The following is a 16,007-nucleotide window of genomic DNA, read 5'->3' on the forward strand; positions in this document are numbered from 1 at the left end:
TGCGGGAAGAACCGGGAAAGGCACTACTTCTAGGGCAGGGCAACTAAACGCAGTAACGTCAATGCGTATTCACGTCATTGCGTTCTAAAGCCCGATAGAGGGTAGCGCGATGCACACCTAACAGCCGGGCAACCTCGGCCGGCTTCTTGTCCTCGCTGATGAGCTGGCGGGCGTGTGCGATCTGCTCGGCCGAAAGGGTAGGGGGGCGGCCGAAGCGAACACCCTTCGCCTTCGCAGCGGCCCGGCCGGCGCTCGTGCGCTCGTGGATCAAGCTGCGCTCGAACTCGGCAACGCCGGCGAAGAAGGTCAGCACCATGCGCCCCGCCGGCGTCGTCGTGTCGGCCCACGGCTCGGCCAGCGATCGCAAGCCGGCCTCGGCGTGGCCGATCCGCTCGGCTATGTCGAGAAGATCGCGCGTCGATCGGGCGAGGCGATCGAGCCGCGTCACCGTCACCACGTTGCCGGGCTGCAAATGGTCCAGCATCTTCGCCAGCTCGGGGCGGCCGCGATGCGCGCCGGATGCCTTTTCCTCAAAGATGCGCTTGCAGCCTGCCGCTTTCAGCTCCGCGCGCTGCTGGTCAAGGGTCTGGCCGTCGGTCGAGACGCGCGCATATCCGATCATCATGGGGCAGGGGGCTTTCGCTGCTATGCTCACCGCCCGAATCTAGCGGGTGCATCTCGTCGCGAAAATCCCTATTCTGCGACTGTCGCGGGTTTCGGGACTTCTGCGACAATGGGCCATCTCGGATGCTTGACGTTTCGCTCCGAAAGCATCCCCAAATTGCAAAGGCTGATATGACGAATCTCACACCGCAAAAAACCATGAACCCCAATACTCTCTTCCGTAAGGGAGATTTCTTCGTGCTTTTTGGCGAGCTGTTTGGCCGTGGCTATGCAGCCGGTCTGCTTGACGAGGCCAAGGCTGCGGGCATGACCATCCTGGGAGTCACAGTCGGCCGTCGCGAGGAGAATAACGCATTGCGCGCCTTGGCTGATGACGAACTGGCTGCGGCTGAAGCCAATCTCGGCGGCAAGATTATCAACACTCCGCTGATGGCAGGCTTTGATCTCGATGCTCCCGAAGGCGGTCCTACCCCAACTGATCTTCTCGGGAAGATGACTCTCGACACCTGGCAGACCGATACCCTCGATTGGGACTATATTGCGCGCTGCCACGAGGTTGGATTGACACGGTTCAAGACCGCGCTCGACGCAGTTATGGCGGAACTCGATGACCTGATCCCCGACGGCAGGAACGTCTTCTTCGCACACACAATGGCAGGTGGTATCCCGAAGGCCAAGGTCGTTCTCGCTATCGTAAACCGCATCTACAAGGGTCGTGGCGCGCGACATATGTCGTCGCAGTCGCTGATCGAAAGCGATCTCGGGAAGCTCGTTTTGCAAAACTTTGACGAGGTTTCGGCTAATACCTTTGGCTACCTGCTTGAGGCCAGCTCTGCCATCCGTACCCGGATCTGGGCGGCCGGCGGACAGGTTCGTTACACCGCCTATGGCTATCACGGCACCGAAGTTCTGATTGGCGGCAGCTATCGCTGGCAGACTTATACCAACTACACTCAAGGCTATGCGAAGATGCGTCTTGAAGGTGTTGCCGAAGCTGCGTGGCGCAAAGGCATAAAAGCCACAGTGTTCAATTGCCCCGAAATCCGCACCAATTCCTCCGATGTATTCGCCGGGCTCGAACTGTCGCTCCTACCGTTGCTGGGCGCGCTGAAGAAAGAAGGCGGTGGAGGCTGGGTCGAGGTGCTTTGGCAAGGATGCCAAGACCTGCTGAAAGACGGCGTGACGCTCGAAGCCCTGCTACAGATGGTTTTGGACTATCAGAACAACGAGGCGATGCAGCCCTATTATGACTTCGACCTTTGGCCGCTGCCGAATAGCGCCACTCAGGCGGAGCAGACCATCGGCACATCACAAGAGATCGTGCAACTGCACAAAGATAAAAGAATTCTCGTGAGCGACGTCTTGAGCCATCATGTGGTCAAGGCGGTCGGCCAGTTGATCTTTGGCGAGGCCAGCGAACCCTCCGGACCTGTCCTGTGGCTGAACCACGATCTGGTTGCACGTCGACTCATCGCAGCAAGCGGGGGGAGTGCGGACTGACACCTTGCACAGTCGGAGGCATATGCTCTAGCCGCCGAAAAGCGAGGCTGTCTGTCGCGCAAATCCTGAAACCTGCATCACGTCCGCAGCGGCCCGGAATCCGGGCCGCGACGTGTCGCAAAAATCAGTCGCGAATCTATCACTTTCGCACCTGATTTTCGCGACAGAATTTCTCCTGAAAAATCAGCGCCGGCGATTTTGTCGCAAAAATCAGGATTTCCGCGACAACTGACCGAGCTTTTTGAGTTGAAATTTTACAATCTAGAATGTATAGCGACGGCTGCTCAAACCGGATGGATTCCCAATGACGGCCTCACATTCAAACCGATGGCTCTTGCTGGTGACGGTGGCTGCCGGCCTGCTGCTCATCACCCTCGACAACTCCGTCCTCTATACCGCCCTTCCGACGCTCACCCGCGAACTCGGGGCGACGACCACGCAGGGGCTATGGATCATCAACGCCTATCCGCTGGTCATGGCCGGCCTGCTGCTCGGTGCCGGAACGCTTGGCGACCGCATCGGCCATCGCACAATGTTCCTCGCCGGCCTTGTCCTGTTCGGCATCGCGTCCATCGTGGCTGCGTTCTCCCCCACGCCGGAAGTGCTGATCGCCGCCCGCGCCTTCCTCGCCATCGGGGCATCTGCCATGATGCCCGCCACATTGGCCCTGATCCGCATCACCTTCACCGTCGAGCGCGAGCGCAACATCGCTATCGCCATATGGGGTTCCATCTCGATCGTGGGGGCCGCCATAGGCCCGATCATCGGGGGATTGCTGCTCGAACATTTCTGGTGGGGGTCAGTCTTCCTTATCAATGTTCCGGTGGTGATCGCGGCTTTCATCGGGACGCTGCTGGTCGCGCCGAAGGTCGCCGGCGACGGCTCGCGGCCGTGGGACTTGCTGTCATCAGTTCTGGCATTGGCCGCGCTGTCCGCGCTCGTGATCGCAATCAAGGACGCGGCCAGCGCCAATCCGTCTTCGGCCGTATTGAGCGCGGCCTTGCTCGTCACCGCAGCGGCGGGCTTCCTGTTCGTCCGGCGACAAGCGCGCTTGCCGTTTCCGCTGCTCGACTTCTCGATTTTCCGCAACCCGGCCTTTTCGTCTGGCGTGCTGGCCGCCGCCATGATGATGTTCGCCTTGGGCGGTATCCAGCTCGTGACGACGCAGCGGTTCCAACTCGTCGCCGGCTATTCCCCGCTGGAGGCCGGCTTGCTGGTTTCCGCCGCCGCCATCGGCTCGTTGCCGACCGCGCTGCTCGGCGGCGCGCTGCTGCACCGCATTGGCCTGCTCTACCTGATCGCGGGAGGGCTTGGGGCGGGGTCGCTCGCCGTGCTGCTGACGGCGTGGGGACTGTCGCAGGGAACGGGATGGGTGCTTGCAGGTATGTTCCTGACCGGCGCGGGGCTTGGAGCCGCTGCGTCGGTCGCGTCCACGGCCATCATCGGCAACGCGCCCGTGCATCGCGCCGGCATGGCCGCCTCGGTCGAGGAAGTGTCCTACGAGTTCGGCGGCCTGCTCGCCGTCGCCATTCTCGGTAGTCTGCTTTCGGCGCTCTATACACTCGGGATCGCCCTGCCCGAAGGCGCTCCCGTGGAAGCGCGCGACAACATCGCCACCGCTCTCACGCTGGCGGCCGGAGACACGGCAAACGGGCCGGCGCTCGTCGCGGCTGCATCCGCTGCCTTCGACAATGCCTATCTGGTGGTGATGTATGTCGGGGCTGCGCTATTGGCGGCCGGCGCGATCGTGACCGGGGTTCTTCTGCGCCGTTACGGGCCGGGGTCGCAATCCTCGCTCTATCCATCATCCCACTAGTTCGCGGAGGGCATCATGCGGACCAGCAATCGCAGGAAAATCCTCGACGCGATCATCGCCATTGTCGAGCGTGACGGCATTACCGCTGTCACCTTCGACGCCGTTGCGGCCGAAACCGGGCTGACGCGCGGCGGCTTGCTCTACCACTTCCCGTCGCGGGAGGCGCTTATCCTCGCGGCCCACCAACATCTTGCCGACCAATGGGAGGCGGGCATGGAGAAGATCGCGGGCGGCAAAGCCGACACGGTGGAGCCGGCCGAACGCGATGCGGCCTATATCCAGAGCTGCGCGCAGATGGCCCGCCGCGTCGAACTTCTGATGATGCTGGAAAGCGCCGGCGAGCCGGACCTTGATTCCTTATGGCAGGGCGTTCTTGACCGCTGGTCGCCGCCGGTTCCTGACGACGACGATCCGGCAGCCCTCGCGCGCTTCGTCGCCCGTCTTGCTGCTGATGGCCTGTGGGTCCACGAGGCAATGTCCAACCGGCCATTGCCGGCCAAGCTCAAGGAGCGTGTCTGTCGTGAGCTGGTGACGATGGCCGAAAGCATGACGCGAGATAGTAAGAACTCATAGACTTTGTCGCGAAACTCCCAAAACATGCGACAGTTTTAGCCTGCTTCACCCGGCTTGCAGACGTTCCGCGATGAAGTCGGCGCGCTGCTCGATCCCTACCAGCGGCAGCTCTACAATCTGATAGCCAAGCCGGGTGTAAGTTTCGGCCATGACTCGGCCGGTCGCCTCGGCCTCCTGCCGGTCCTGCTTGCGCTCGGCGTCCTGCGCGAAAATGGCACCCCAATACGGGGCGAGGAAAACCCGCTCGTTGTAGGGATGAATTTTCGCCGCCGCCTCAATATGAGCCGGGACAGGCAGGCCGCAGAGCGTAAGATAGCCGACAACATCAGGAATCCCGCGATCCATCAGGACAGGCGCGTCACTCGCAAGAGCCTCGTGATAGGAACGCAGCTCCCAACCCAACATGAGTTCGGCAAAGATGGCCCGATCCGCCCAAGGCAAGGCTGGCCCGCCGATCCTGACTTGATCTTGTATGATCGCCCGGCCGGCCTCGGGCATCGTGCGGAAGCCGCGCCGGGTCATGGCGTCAATCAGGCTGCTTTTGCCGGAACCGGGGCCGCCAGTCACGACGAACATATGTTGAGCGTTAGCCATAGAAACTCCTTCCACACTACTGCGCCGGCGCTTTCACCGTGATCGTGCATCGCTGATCCTCGCCGGCCGTGCGCGCGGCCTCCCAACAAGCCGCTACCGCCTCCCTGTTCGTTTCAAGGAGCTGGTCGGCCGAGGCCACGCGCTGCCACGCTTCCGGGCTGCCGAACGCCATGAGGCTCATACCGGCCTGCCACGGCCTTTCGCCCATGACGACGCTGGCGACACGCGGCGCGGCCGAGAACGGCAACAGGCGCGGAAGGAACAACATCACCAGCGCGCCGGCGAGCAGGCCGACCGCGAAAGCGGCGACAAGCCACCAATCTTGCCGGCTACGCTCCCGCGCGCCGGCGACGTGCGCCGAAAGATTGCGGCCGGCGCGCTCGAGGTCGGACGCCTGCCGCTCGAGCTGTTGCGCGGCGGTGCGTATCAGGGCCTCGCCGCTGCGCTCGAGGAGCGCCGCATAGTGCGTCGCGCCCTGCCGGAGAATAGGCGATTGCTCTACGCCGTGCATCCGCTCCGCAACAGTGTCGAGCGCCTGCACGAGCTGGGCGAGCTGGGGCTTGTAGTCCTGCGCCGGCTCGATCTTTTCGAGCTGGTCGAAAGCCGCTTCCAGCCCACGCCGCATCACGGTCATTTCCGCGCCGATCTGCGCGCCCTGCGTCTCGATCGTGCGCCGGAGCGCATCGAACGCGGCGGCCGGGTCGCCGGCGTCCTCGTCCAGTGCTTGCCGTGCGATTCCTTCCCTGTCGTCGTCCAGCTCCGTCATATTCTCCGTGCCTACCTTCCCAAACCGATGCCCCGGCTAATCTGCCGGCTGCGTGACATTTCTTCTTGTAGCTGATGGGCGATGCTCTGCCCCCGGCGAAGCTCCTGCCCGATTCCAAGCTCCTGCCGGCGATTGCGCAGGATGGAATCTACCTGCGGGTCACGTTCGAGGCTCTTGGTCAGGCCGTTCATCTGGCTTTCGACCTTGGCGCGGGCATCGTCGTGCTGCCAGCCGCGAAGCTCCCGGCGCTGGCCCTGTAGTTCCTGCCAGCGTTCAACAAACCGCTCGGCCCTGACATTCGGGTCTTGCAGCGCGGCGTTTTCGCGCTTCATCCCGTCGATCACCTGCGCGACACGCTCCCGGCCGGAAAGCTCGGTCATGGCGCGCGCCGTCGCCGGGTCGTTTTGCAGGGTCGAACGCATCAAATCTTTCATGCCGTCGCGCACCTGGTCGAGCTGCTGGCCGGCATCGCCCATTTCCTGCCGCTGCATGTCGAGGACCGGCAGGCCCTCGCGCCGGTGCTGGTCGATCGACTGATAGGCCCGCGAATAGCGGTCAACGGCCTGCTCAAGCGGCGACTGCCCCCGCGCCCGCTCGGCCAGCCGGTCGGGCGCCGGCGCCTGCCGCAAGCTCCCTTCCCTTTCCGGCCGTCGCTGCATCCGCGATGCCTCGCCGCGCTCCTGTGAGGGCGCAGGGCGTGCATTGAGCTTGAGGCCGGCGAACATACCGCGCCGCTGCTTCTCGGCCTGCTGCGGCCGTTTCTGGTCGATCTGCGGGCCGTCCTCGCCGGCGCGGTCTGGCTCGCGGCTCTCGGCCGCCGCGCCGCGCCCGAGTTTCAGGCCCTCGAACGGATTGCGGCGCTGCTGTCGATCGCTGGCGAGATCTTCGCGCGGATCTGCACGAAGATCCTGCGCGAGATCCGCGCCGACTTTTTGCGAGGATCTCCGCTCAAGGGCGTGATCCCCGGCCGTCGACTCCCGTTCCGCACGTAGCCCGGCGCGCTCGGCCGGAATCTCGATCTCGCTGCGGACGCCCATTTGCTCCGCGATCCCGCGCCGCTCGGCAAAGTCGCGGGTATAGTCGAGCGTCGTTTCCTTCACGCCCGACCGGGACAGGCGGCGTTCTAGCTGGCTATAGGCCAGCTCGCCGGCGTCCTGAACCTTCCATGTGTTGCGGTGCGTCTGCGTCCCATCGGGCAAGGTGACGGGGGTGGAACCCTCATGCTGTAGGCCGATCTTCTCCCCGATCTCCGGCGCGGCCTCCTTCATGGCCCGCTCTAGATCGACGCCCCATAGGGTGCGCTGCTCGCCCTTGTCGTTTTCCAGCGTCACGAAATAGCTGTCGGACTTCTGCGGGTCATGCTCGAAGGGCGCGGCCCCATGCTCGACCAGCCGGCCGGCATTGGTGAACTCGTCCTGTGCCGCGTAGAGCTGCACCCCGTCACGATGCCGGGTCATGGCGACATAGGTTAGATGCCGGTCCATCGTCCCCGACGCCATCACATAGGAGCGATCGACCGTCGCCCCCTGATTTTTGTGAATCGTCGTCGCATAACCGTGGTCGATCGCCTGATAGTCGCCCATCGGCACGGAAACACTATCGCCGCCCCGGCCGTCGAGCTGCGCGACGATCCGGCCCGCCTCGACATGCTCGACCGTGCCTAGCATCCCGTTTTTCACGCCAAGGTCGCGGTTGTTCTCCAAGAACACGATGCGGTCGCCCGGCGCGAACTCCCTCTGCCCGGTATTGGTCTGGAAGGTCAGCGCCCGGCCCGGCCCTTCCCGCTCATGGGCGACGTCGCCCGGCGCAAGGCTGTCGTCGGCCACGCGCGCCAGCTCGCCCCGTGCCAAAACACCCCGGTCCTGTAGCTCGGCCCGGATCGCGTCATTGATGGCGCGAACATCGGCCCGGCGATGCGCCATCGCAACCCGGGTGCCGTCCGGACGTTCATCGCGATCGGCAAGGTAGTCCCGCACGATCTGGCCGCGCGCGTCCTCGCCTGTCTCGGCAAAGCTGATATTGCCGTGATCCCGATAGGCCGCCAGCCCCTCGGCCGTCCGGTGCGTGGCGAAGTCAATGGAAGCGTCCCGCTGCCAGTCCACGCGCTGCCGGCGAATCTCCGACAGCTCGGCATGGCCGATTTCCTCCGTGATCGCCCGGAACGGTGCGCCGGCCCCGATCGCCTGCAACTGCTCATGGTCGCCTACAAGGACGATCTTCGCCCCGCGCGCCTCGGCCTCGCCAACGAAGCGGGCGAGCTGGCGGCTCCCGACCATGCCCGCCTCGTCGATCACGAACACGTCGCCGCGGCCGATCGTGCCGCGGTCGTTCTCCCAACCGCGGGACCATGATGCGAGGGTGCGGCTCTGGATGCCGGAACTTTCCTCCAAGCCCTCGGCCGCCTTCCCCGACAGGGCCGCGCCGTGGACCTGATAGCCTTCGGCCTCCCACGCCTCGCGCGCGGCCGCGAGCATGGTGGACTTGCCAGCGCCGGCATAACCGACAACGGCCGCGATCCGCTCCGGCCCGGTGATATGCTCGATCGCCCGGCGCTGCTCGTCCGAAAGTCGCGCCGTCTCGATCTGGCGTTCACGTTCGCCGGCGTCCAGCTCGCCCCGCGCAACCTTCCCGGCCGTGTCATGGGAAACGCTCGACCGAATGGCGGCGTCTTGGGCATCTATCGCCCGCTCGACATGCCGGCGATCGACGCCATGACCATGAGCCGCGTGCATCCGCTGCGCGCTCTCGATCATGCCGGATTCGATCTCGACCATTTCGCGGGTGGAATAGCGAGCAAGCTCGATCTCGCCCGTTGCCGGGTCCGCGCGCTCGGGCTGCAACTCGACCAGCGCCGGCGAGGCCATCACCTTCGCAAAGGCGCTCTGGAACTCCTGCGGGTCGTCGTTGATGTAGCGATGCAGCGCCCGCGCAACGTCGTGGCGATCGAACACGCTCTTTTCCCCGGTGATGAGGGTTAGAACCTGCTCGGGCTTCTCCCGGATCAGCTCGGCATTGCGCCGGGCCGCATCCTCGTCCAGCCGCGACCGCGACACGTCGAGGCCGCGCCGTTCCATCTGCGAGGCATGGACGCCCATATGCTCGGTCGGCGCGATCTCAAGCCCGCGCTCCATGTGCGAACGATGGTCGATCCGAATATCAAGCCCGGCCATTGCAAGCCGCTCGTTGGCGATCCCCTCCCACCTCTGGCGAAGGTCGCGGAGCTGCATATCGGTCGTCGGCAGGTCGTGCGCCAGCAGCCATTTGTTTTCGCGCTCAAGATAGGTCTTGTCGCCTAGCCCGTTCTCCGTCACCTGCCGCGTGGTCATAAGGATATGGGCATGGTGATTGCGAACGTCGCTCGCCTCGTGCGGTGCATGAATGGCGAAATCCACGGCCGCGCCGTAGCGGTCGGCCAGCTCCTGCGCCATCTCCCGCGCCGCCTCTAGCCGTTCCTCGGCCGAAAGCTCATGCGGCAAGGCAACCTCGAACTCGCGGGCAACGCGGGCATCCTTCCGCTTCTCGGCAAACTCGGCGGCGTTCCAGAGCGTCGAGCGATCCCGCGCCCAATCGGCGTTGACGCCTTCCGGCAAGACGATCTCGGCATGTTCGACGCCCTGCTTTGCCGTGTAGTCGTGCGTGATGCCGTCGCGCTCGTTGGTCAACTTCTCCCCGGCACGATAAGCCATAGAGGCGACGGCGCTACGGCCCTTCGCCCGCGAAACTGGCTTCATGCTGAAATGGTAGATCGCCAACCCGTTGCCTCGATCCCGTTTCCGCCTTTCCCGTCAGCTTTCTAGCTGACAGCGCGCTGAGTTACGCAGTAACTCGTAAGTGCGCCCTTCTCAACTCAATTGCTTCGCTCTTTCGCTGTTCGGTGTGGCGCTGCGGCTAGGTCGATGCAATGAAACTGAGGCCCGGATTGTGCTGCAAAACCGCCGAAAACTCAAGCGCAACAGGCAAACACTGGAAAAGACGGCCGGGAATGATAGTCTAGGCGAACAACCGGAAAAGGAGATTTGAGGAATGGCGCGCAAATCCATTGAAGAACGTCTAGCCCAACTGGATGCGCAGCGCGCCGCCCTCAAGGCACGGCTCGGCAAGCAGGAACGCGCCAACGACACGCGCCGCAAGGTGCTGCTCGGCGCGCTCGTCCTGCATCGCCTCGAACACGGCAAGGATGAAGAATTTGCCCGGCGCTTGGGCGAATGGCTCAAGCGTGAGCTGCCCGACTTCCTGACGCGCCCCGGTGACAAGGAACTGTTTGCCGATCTGATCGGCAACGCGCCGGCCGGGGAAACGACAGGTAGCGCCGGGGGGACGGCCGCATGAGTCAGGCGAGACTTGCTTGGGGTGCGTTCAAGAACATGATGCGGCAGGCCGCGCGTGATCCGCTATGGGCGTTCGTCGCTCTGCTCGCCGCACCTTTCCGCATCTGGAAACCGCTTCTCGGGCTTCTGTTCCTCCTTGTTATCGTCCTGTTCGTCCTCGGCTTCGGCGGCCGCTTCGCTCTCGAACAAATCGGCTTTCGCGTCGGCTCGGTTCCGGTTCTCCTGCTCGATCTCGTCACGCTGCTGGTGCTGCTGGCGCTCGCCTTCCGCTTCCTCACCAATCCGCTGATTATCCATTTCGGGGATATGGACGGCGAAACCCACGGCTCAGCCCGCTTCGCCACCGACAAGGAAACCGCCGCCCTCGCCCGCGCCGATTCCGGCCTGCTGATCGGCCGCGACGGCAAGACCGGGAAGCTCCTGCGCTATGACGGCCCGGCCCATCTGCTGACGATGGCACCGACACGCACCGGCAAGGGGGTGGGAACCATCATCCCCAACCTGCTCACCGCCGACCGCTCCGTGATCTGCATCGACCCCAAGGGCGAAAATGCCAAGATCGCCGGCCGCGCCCGCCAGCAGTTCGGCCCGGTCCATGTCCTCGACCCCTTCGGCGTCACCGGCCAGCCCTCGGCCGCCTTCAATCCGCTGGAAGGGCTCGACCCGGCCGGCCTCGATGTCGCGGAAGATGCAAGCACCTTGGCCGACGCCCTCGTGTTCGATGAACCGGGCATGGCGGGCGAGGCGCATTGGAACGAGGAAGCCAAGGCGCTCATTGCCGGCCTGATCCTCCATATTGCCGCCAGCGAGCCGCGCGACAGGCGAAACCTCGCCACCCTGCGCGAATATCTCACCCTCGCCCCTGAAACCTTCGCCGCGCTCCTGAAGGACATGCAGGCGTCAATGGCCGCCTCCGGCCTGATCGCCCGCGCCGCAAACCGCCACCTCGGCAAATCCGACCGCGAGGCGGCCGGCGTCCTCTCGGCCGCGCAGCGCCATACCCATTTCCTCGACAGCCCGCGCATGGTCGCGGTCCTCGGCCGATCCGATTTCGGCTTTGCTGATCTCAAGCGCCGCAACGTCTCTGTGTTCCTCGTCCTGCCGCCCGATCGCCTCGCCACCTATTCGCGATGGCTGCGCCTGCTCGTCGCGCAAAGCCTCACCGACATGGCCCGCGATCCCGCCAAGCCGGCCGTGCCGGTCCTCTATCTGCTCGATGAGTTCGCCGCCCTCGGCCATCTGGCCCCCGTCGAGCGCGCTATGGGCCTCATGGCCGGCTACGGCGTCCAGCTCTGGCCCATCCTGCAGGACGTTCACCAGCTCCGCGCCACCTACGGGCAGCGCGCCGGCACCTTCCTGTCAAACGCCGGCGTCCTACAGGTGTTCGGCGTCAACGATCACGATAGCGCCCGCCTTGTCTCCGATCTGCTCGGGCAGGAAACCGTGGTGTTCCAGACCATGAGCCGGGCGCTCGATTCCGACAAATCCGGCATTTCCTACGGCGAGCAGCACACGGCCCGCCCGCTGCTGACCCCCGATGAGGTCCGCAACCTGCCGCAGCATGTCGAATTGCTGTTCCTCGCCGGGCAACGCCCGATCGTCGCCGGCAAGCTCGCCTATTACGCCGATGCAGAGTTCCGGGGGCTGTTCGACCAAGCATGAAGGATGAAGCCATGACCGACACCGATGCGCCCGAATGGCCCGATCCCGCCGACAAGGCCCATGCCGTCGAGCAAGCCAAGTGGCTCCGCAACCAGGTCGCAGAGGGTGGATTGCGATTTGAAGCCTATTTGCCGCCGTCGCTGGCCCTGTGGCTGCTCGATCTGATCGAACAGGACACGTTCCTTGATCCGTCCGAAGCCGTGTTCGTGATCTTGGGCGAGCATAAGGAGCTGGAACCCCATGCCGATCTGCGCCGGGAACTGCTCAAGCGCAGCATCGAGGCGGCGGCCGATGATCCCCGACCGGGGATTTCGGGCGAGGAAATGAAAGCGGAGCTGCGCGACATGCTCAAAGCCCCCCTGCCCGAGCCGGCCAGATGGGAAAAGCGGTCCCGGCGCTGACGCACCGGGGCTTTGTCACTGGCGGCCCTCCGGCTCACTACAGCGCGACATGGGGGCGCGTTCGCCTCCGGGCCGGGCGGCTACGCCGCGTCCCGTTCGTCCAGATAACGCGAATGGAGCCGGGTCAGCTCGATCCCGTCAACGGCCTGCGCTCGCCGTAAGGCAACGACCAGCTCCCCGACTTCATCAACAACACCATCGTCGCCGGAAAGCCGGGTGGCATCATCGGCCCAATCGTCCAGCGCCGTGCGCTGAACGGCAACCCCATGTCGGGCCGCCAGCTCCCGGATGATCGTTTCGGCCGTCTTGGTCGTCATGGCTTGGCCTCCGCAGGCACGGCGCTAGCCCCCGGCTGGCCCGCTCTCATCATCTAGGGCCGTAGGGACAGCCGGGGGCGGGTTGCAGGCGAATACATTGCCTAATTGCCTCTTTGCCAGCAATCAAGCAATCGCTTGAACACCCTTTTTCTGGATGACTGTCAGAAGCCGCAGCGCCGGGCCTCCCGGCTTCTTCACACCCCGCTCCCAATCCGAAACGAGGCCCTTGCTCACGTTGAGATACCGGGCAAAGACTGGTTGCGACAGGTGTTCGCGCTCCCGGATTGCGCGGATTTCCTCGGGGGGCATCGGCTCAACTGCTGTCAGGCAGGCGTCATCAAACTCGCGCATCGTCTGCTTGTCGATCGCGCCAGACTGATAAAAGCCCTCCATCATTTCATGGACGGCCGCCATTGCCTCACTCTTGTATGCCTTAGCCATCGCAATTCACCTCTAACATTCGGCCCGCCGCTACTTCCGCGTCCATCTGTGCATCGGAGAACCCAAGCACCAACTTAGCCGCCCTCTTGAACGCGGCTTCCTCGTCGTCCTCTAGGTTCGCCAAGTCGCTTTTCGCGAACCCAAATGCGAAAACCGCCCGCGTTTCCGCCCGGAAGAAAATCAGCGTCCTATAGCCGCCTGATCTTCCAGCGCCCGGCCGTGCAACACGCTGCTTGATGAGGCCGGCTCCAAGATCGGCGTCGATCAATCCACGCTCGGCGCGCTCGATCGCCTCACATAGCATCGCATCGGAGATTTTCTCCTTACGGGCGAACCTGTGAAACCTGTTGCTCTTGAAGACTCTCACCGTTGCCCCGTCATATATAACACATAGCGCCACACTTCAAGGCTATCGTCACTTACGCGCCCGCCGCCTTGCCAGCAATCAGGCATTATGCTTTTGCAGCAAGTCGGCAAGCGCCTCTCGCATAAGGTCTTCAATTGAACGGTCGGTGTCGGCTGATAGCCTCTTGACCCGGCGATGGTCCTCCGGCTCGACAACGACCGTCAATCGCTTCATCCCTGCCCGCGTGGCGGCGTGGTAACGCTTGCCCTCGCCCGGAGCCGTCGCCATGCCGGCGACGGATTCCACGATAGCGGCAGGGGATGCCTGCGCGCCCACGGCTTTCATGCTCTCGGCTAAACTCGGTCTTTTGGACATGGCCTCATCTCGTAAAATTGCCAGTTTGCCAGCAATAGCATTTAACTGCATTGCCAGCAATATGCTTTGCAGTCAAATCGGCAACTGACTTCTGAGCCAAGCCAGCAACTCGGAAACTTCGTCGCTGGCTTTGCCGCCCGGCTCATACTCTGGCGCGGTTTTGCCCGCCGTGAGCGCATGTCCGAAGGCCGCCCGCTGCTGGAAGGCAACGGGGGCAACCTCCAAATCGTGAACCTGAACGGCGGCGCGCGCATCGGCCAAGAGCTGCGTGGCGCGCGGCGGCACGGCGTTCAAAACGACAAAAGCCGGTTTTTGGGCGAGCTTCACCAGCTCGGCCGTGCTTCCGATCGCGCGAAGATCAAGGATGCCGGCGCGGCAGGGGATCAACACCAAGTCGGCCGCTCGTGTCGCGGCCATTGCCGCCGCTTCCGAGTGCGGCGCGGTGTCGATCACGACTAGCTCGGCCCCGCCATCGGTCGCAGCCTGCAAGCCTTGCGGCAAGCGGGTGTGAGGAAGTGCAACGACAACCGGGGCCTCGCCTTGTCGGCTATCGCCCCAGCCGGCGGCGCTTGCTTGGGGATCGAGGTCGATAATCGCGGCCGAAAGCCCGGCCGCCTCGGCGGCCGTGGCGATATGCAGGGCGAGGGTGGTTTTTCCAGCCCCGCCCTTTTGGCTGACAATAGCGATTGTTTTCATTTTGCTGGCATAGCAGCAATGAGAATTGACGGCAAGAAGCTTTGCTTAAATACCTTATTGCCAGCAATACAGCAAAGATTGAGCGCCGACCTTGCCCCTCGCTCCCTCTCGAAAGCCCATAGGATGCTGGCCGCAGGCGCGAACGGTGCGGATTAGGTGGTGAGGGTGCCGTTTCCCGATCCGCCCTATAAGCGGATCGGAACCGCCGCAGGGCTGCGAAAGCAGCCCGAACAGCGGCGACCGCTTATGTTTGCCCTCTTAGATAAAGATCAGATGGGGATTCAGTCTGGTTATCGGACTCACGTTTCTGGATAGCTTTCCCAAGGGCCGCCAGCGCCCGGCCTAGCGCGGTATCGCCGGCCTCGGACAGCGCCAGCTCATCGAGGGGCAGGGCCTTCTTGTAGGCGTCCACCTCGGCCGCGCGGGCTTCCTGTGCGGCGCTGTGGTCGTCGGGCAGGGGCGGGGCCTTGCTGAACCGTCCAAGGAACTGCCGGGCCTTCTCCGGCAGGGACAGGCGGTAGGCGTTGCTCGTCTGCTGGACCTGTGGGCCGCGCCCCTCGTTGCCGGTCGGCTCGTAGCGCCGCAGCCAGTCGATGAAACCATGCGCCCGCAGGTTCTTCAGCGCCCGCACGATCGTATCGCGCGACCGGCCTAGCCGATCCATGATCGTGGTGATTGACGGCTCTAGCCGGCCGGTGCGGAAGTCGATGAGATTGACGAACAGCCGCAGCACGTCCAGCGCCACCGATCCTAGCGGGCCGCTGCGCTCGCCCTTCTCGCGCAAGCCGGCCTCGTTGTAGATTTCGGCCGCCTTCAAGATCGCCTGCACGTCCTTGCGCGTCGTCGGCCGCCATATCCGGCCCTCCGATCGCCCCCGGATATGGCTATGCCGGCGAACTGGTGTCGGGCAGCGCGGGGCAGGGGGCGGGAAGACCAGCCCTAGCGCGGTCTGTCCCGATCCCCGCAGGGCGGCCCGGCGCTCATGGGCGAGCGTCGTAAGCTCGCCGGCCTCGTCGTCGGTGAGCTGGCCCGCGCCGTATCGGCTCCAAACCTCCCGCATGATTTCATCAAGCGCGTTCCCGCGCGCGCAGCCGATCGCGGCCGCGTATTGCGTCCCTAACATATGCCCTCGTCCTTCCATTTGAAGGACATGACGACTGTGGACGGCAGGCACGGCGCTCCCGTTTCCGCAAGAATCAATCTTGCGAATTGGAGTGCTCTAGCGTAGATAAGGGGAGACTTTGATGGCCCCGGCTCTACGGTGTGTCTGACGGCCTACAAAAACGCTCGACCGCGCCAACGGTCGGGCGTTTTGCCGTTATGTCCCTTGCTTCGCTTCGATATAGAACCTCAACGCTTCTTCGATGATCGGCGCGCGTGCTGACGCGCCCCGTTGCTCCTTGATCCTGTCGATTGCCTCGACAAGCTCACCCGGAACATAGGTATTCAACGCCACGCGGCCGGCCGCGATCTGCCGCGCCCTGTGGGCGGCAACGCCTCTGCGAATCTCTTCCGCGCGTTCCTTCATGTTTACAACTAAGAGCAAGCCGCCCGATTCTGCAATCCCT

Annotated in this window: 17 protein-coding genes; 6 read left to right on the forward strand and 11 right to left on the reverse strand. The window is 63.9% G+C overall.

The window, feature by feature from the left end; translation table 11 throughout:
* Positions 1 to 58 precede the first annotated feature (58 nt).
* On the reverse strand, positions 59 to 625 hold the full coding sequence (locus V5F61_RS20600) for a recombinase family protein (protein WP_046986025.1): 567 nt from the start codon (positions 623 to 625) through the stop codon (positions 59 to 61).
* Positions 626 to 795: 170 nt separating this feature from the next.
* On the opposite strand from V5F61_RS20600, the gene V5F61_RS20605 reads away from it, so the two are divergent.
* The 3 genes from V5F61_RS20605 to V5F61_RS20615 all read left to right on the forward strand — a co-directional run bounded on the left by V5F61_RS20605 (position 796) and on the right by V5F61_RS20615 (position 4,513).
* Positions 796 to 2,124 (forward strand): enoyl ACP reductase FabMG family protein, encoded by a 1,329-nt coding sequence (locus V5F61_RS20605; RefSeq protein ID WP_026109555.1) that lies wholly within the window; start codon positions 796 to 798, stop codon positions 2,122 to 2,124.
* Positions 2,125 to 2,464: 340 nt separating this feature from the next.
* Positions 2,465 to 3,940 (forward strand): MFS transporter, encoded by a 1,476-nt coding sequence (locus V5F61_RS20610; protein ID WP_234832090.1) that lies wholly within the window; start codon positions 2,465 to 2,467, stop codon positions 3,938 to 3,940.
* Between the two features lie 15 nt (positions 3,941 to 3,955).
* Complete coding sequence (locus V5F61_RS20615) at positions 3,956 to 4,513, forward strand: TetR/AcrR family transcriptional regulator (RefSeq protein WP_017502940.1); 558 nt, start codon at positions 3,956 to 3,958, stop codon at positions 4,511 to 4,513.
* 45 nt (positions 4,514 to 4,558) lie between these two features.
* Here V5F61_RS20615 and V5F61_RS20620 read toward each other — a convergent pair whose 3' ends face one another.
* From V5F61_RS20620 to traA, 3 genes are read right to left on the reverse strand one after another with little or no spacing between them, the layout of a single operon-like run.
* The gene (locus V5F61_RS20620) at positions 4,559 to 5,107 is read right to left on the reverse strand and encodes an AAA family ATPase (protein ID WP_035227934.1); all 549 of its coding nucleotides are present in this window, start codon (positions 5,105 to 5,107) and stop codon (positions 4,559 to 4,561) included.
* A gap of 16 nt (positions 5,108 to 5,123) precedes the next feature.
* Complete coding sequence (locus V5F61_RS20625; protein ID WP_017502936.1) at positions 5,124 to 5,873, reverse strand: DUF6118 family protein; 750 nt, start codon at positions 5,871 to 5,873, stop codon at positions 5,124 to 5,126.
* Positions 5,874 to 5,884: 11 nt separating this feature from the next.
* Positions 5,885 to 9,625 (reverse strand): Ti-type conjugative transfer relaxase TraA, encoded by a 3,741-nt coding sequence (gene traA, locus V5F61_RS20630; RefSeq protein WP_026109554.1) that lies wholly within the window; start codon positions 9,623 to 9,625, stop codon positions 5,885 to 5,887.
* 271 nt (positions 9,626 to 9,896) lie between these two features.
* On the opposite strand from traA, the gene V5F61_RS20635 reads away from it, so the two are divergent.
* The 3 genes from V5F61_RS20635 to V5F61_RS20645 are packed head-to-tail and all read left to right on the forward strand — an operon-like array spanning position 9,897 to position 12,264.
* Positions 9,897 to 10,202, forward strand: a complete 306-nt coding sequence (locus V5F61_RS20635) for a hypothetical protein (protein WP_017502934.1) — start codon at positions 9,897 to 9,899, stop codon at positions 10,200 to 10,202.
* Complete coding sequence (locus tag V5F61_RS20640) at positions 10,199 to 11,863, forward strand: type IV secretory system conjugative DNA transfer family protein (RefSeq protein WP_026109553.1); 1,665 nt, start codon at positions 10,199 to 10,201, stop codon at positions 11,861 to 11,863. Before V5F61_RS20635 ends, V5F61_RS20640 begins: the two co-directional genes overlap by 4 nt.
* Positions 11,864 to 11,874: 11 nt before the next feature.
* Positions 11,875 to 12,264 carry a hypothetical protein gene (locus V5F61_RS20645; RefSeq protein WP_038293042.1) on the forward strand — a complete coding sequence of 130 codons (390 nt, stop codon included), beginning with the start codon at positions 11,875 to 11,877 and terminating at the stop codon, positions 12,262 to 12,264.
* An 80-nt stretch (positions 12,265 to 12,344) separates the two neighbouring features.
* Here the strand turns inward: V5F61_RS20645 and V5F61_RS20650 are convergent, their stop codons facing one another.
* The 7 genes from V5F61_RS20650 to V5F61_RS20680 form a co-directional block, all read right to left on the reverse strand.
* The gene (locus tag V5F61_RS20650; RefSeq protein WP_017502931.1) at positions 12,345 to 12,581 is read right to left on the reverse strand and encodes a hypothetical protein; all 237 of its coding nucleotides are present in this window, start codon (positions 12,579 to 12,581) and stop codon (positions 12,345 to 12,347) included.
* 123 nt (positions 12,582 to 12,704) lie between these two features.
* The gene (locus tag V5F61_RS20655) at positions 12,705 to 13,022 is read right to left on the reverse strand and encodes a helix-turn-helix domain-containing protein (RefSeq protein ID WP_017502930.1); all 318 of its coding nucleotides are present in this window, start codon (positions 13,020 to 13,022) and stop codon (positions 12,705 to 12,707) included.
* Complete coding sequence (locus V5F61_RS20660; RefSeq protein WP_017502929.1) at positions 13,015 to 13,389, reverse strand: type II toxin-antitoxin system RelE/ParE family toxin; 375 nt, start codon at positions 13,387 to 13,389, stop codon at positions 13,015 to 13,017. The genes V5F61_RS20655 and V5F61_RS20660 overlap by 8 nt, the downstream gene beginning before the upstream one ends.
* Before the next feature lie 78 nt (positions 13,390 to 13,467).
* Positions 13,468 to 13,743, reverse strand: a complete 276-nt coding sequence (locus tag V5F61_RS20665; protein ID WP_158877732.1) for a ribbon-helix-helix domain-containing protein — start codon at positions 13,741 to 13,743, stop codon at positions 13,468 to 13,470.
* A gap of 72 nt (positions 13,744 to 13,815) precedes the next feature.
* Positions 13,816 to 14,439 (reverse strand): nucleotide-binding protein, encoded by a 624-nt coding sequence (locus tag V5F61_RS20670; protein WP_017502927.1) that lies wholly within the window; start codon positions 14,437 to 14,439, stop codon positions 13,816 to 13,818.
* A gap of 244 nt (positions 14,440 to 14,683) precedes the next feature.
* Positions 14,684 to 15,562, reverse strand: a complete 879-nt coding sequence (locus V5F61_RS20675) for a helix-turn-helix domain-containing protein (protein ID WP_017502926.1) — start codon at positions 15,560 to 15,562, stop codon at positions 14,684 to 14,686.
* 195 nt (positions 15,563 to 15,757) lie between these two features.
* The coding region (locus V5F61_RS20680) for a ribbon-helix-helix protein, CopG family (RefSeq protein ID WP_394104079.1) at positions 15,758 to 16,007 on the reverse strand (250 nt) is incomplete at its 5' end.

The organism is Xanthobacter sediminis (assembly GCF_043195015.1).
In the GTDB taxonomy this organism is placed as follows: domain Bacteria; phylum Pseudomonadota; class Alphaproteobacteria; order Rhizobiales; family Xanthobacteraceae; genus Xanthobacter.

What these genes read in the sequence shown, in the direction of transcription:
- V5F61_RS20605 (WP_026109555.1), top strand. Translation starts at nt 796, where the DNA reads ATGACGAATCTCACACCGCAAAAAACCATGAACCCCAATACTCTCTTC.
- V5F61_RS20620 (WP_035227934.1), bottom strand. Translation starts at nt 5,107, where the DNA reads ATGGCTAACGCTCAACATATGTTCGTCGTGACTGGCGGCCCCGGTTCC.
- V5F61_RS20625 (WP_017502936.1), bottom strand. Translation starts at nt 5,873, where the DNA reads ATGACGGAGCTGGACGACGACAGGGAAGGAATCGCACGGCAAGCACTG.
- V5F61_RS20650 (WP_017502931.1), bottom strand. Translation starts at nt 12,581, where the DNA reads ATGACGACCAAGACGGCCGAAACGATCATCCGGGAGCTGGCGGCCCGA.
- V5F61_RS20665 (WP_158877732.1), bottom strand. Translation starts at nt 13,743, where the DNA reads ATGTCCAAAAGACCGAGTTTAGCCGAGAGCATGAAAGCCGTGGGCGCG.
- V5F61_RS20645 (WP_038293042.1), top strand. Translation starts at nt 11,875, where the DNA reads ATGACCGACACCGATGCGCCCGAATGGCCCGATCCCGCCGACAAGGCC.
- V5F61_RS20635 (WP_017502934.1), top strand. Translation starts at nt 9,897, where the DNA reads ATGGCGCGCAAATCCATTGAAGAACGTCTAGCCCAACTGGATGCGCAG.
- V5F61_RS20670 (WP_017502927.1), bottom strand. Translation starts at nt 14,439, where the DNA reads ATGAAAACAATCGCTATTGTCAGCCAAAAGGGCGGGGCTGGAAAAACC.
- V5F61_RS20615 (WP_017502940.1), top strand. Translation starts at nt 3,956, where the DNA reads ATGCGGACCAGCAATCGCAGGAAAATCCTCGACGCGATCATCGCCATT.
- V5F61_RS20655 (WP_017502930.1), bottom strand. Translation starts at nt 13,022, where the DNA reads ATGGCTAAGGCATACAAGAGTGAGGCAATGGCGGCCGTCCATGAAATG.
- V5F61_RS20675 (WP_017502926.1), bottom strand. Translation starts at nt 15,562, where the DNA reads ATGTTAGGGACGCAATACGCGGCCGCGATCGGCTGCGCGCGCGGGAAC.
- V5F61_RS20600 (WP_046986025.1), bottom strand. Translation starts at nt 625, where the DNA reads ATGATGATCGGATATGCGCGCGTCTCGACCGACGGCCAGACCCTTGAC.
- V5F61_RS20640 (WP_026109553.1), top strand. Translation starts at nt 10,199, where the DNA reads ATGAGTCAGGCGAGACTTGCTTGGGGTGCGTTCAAGAACATGATGCGG.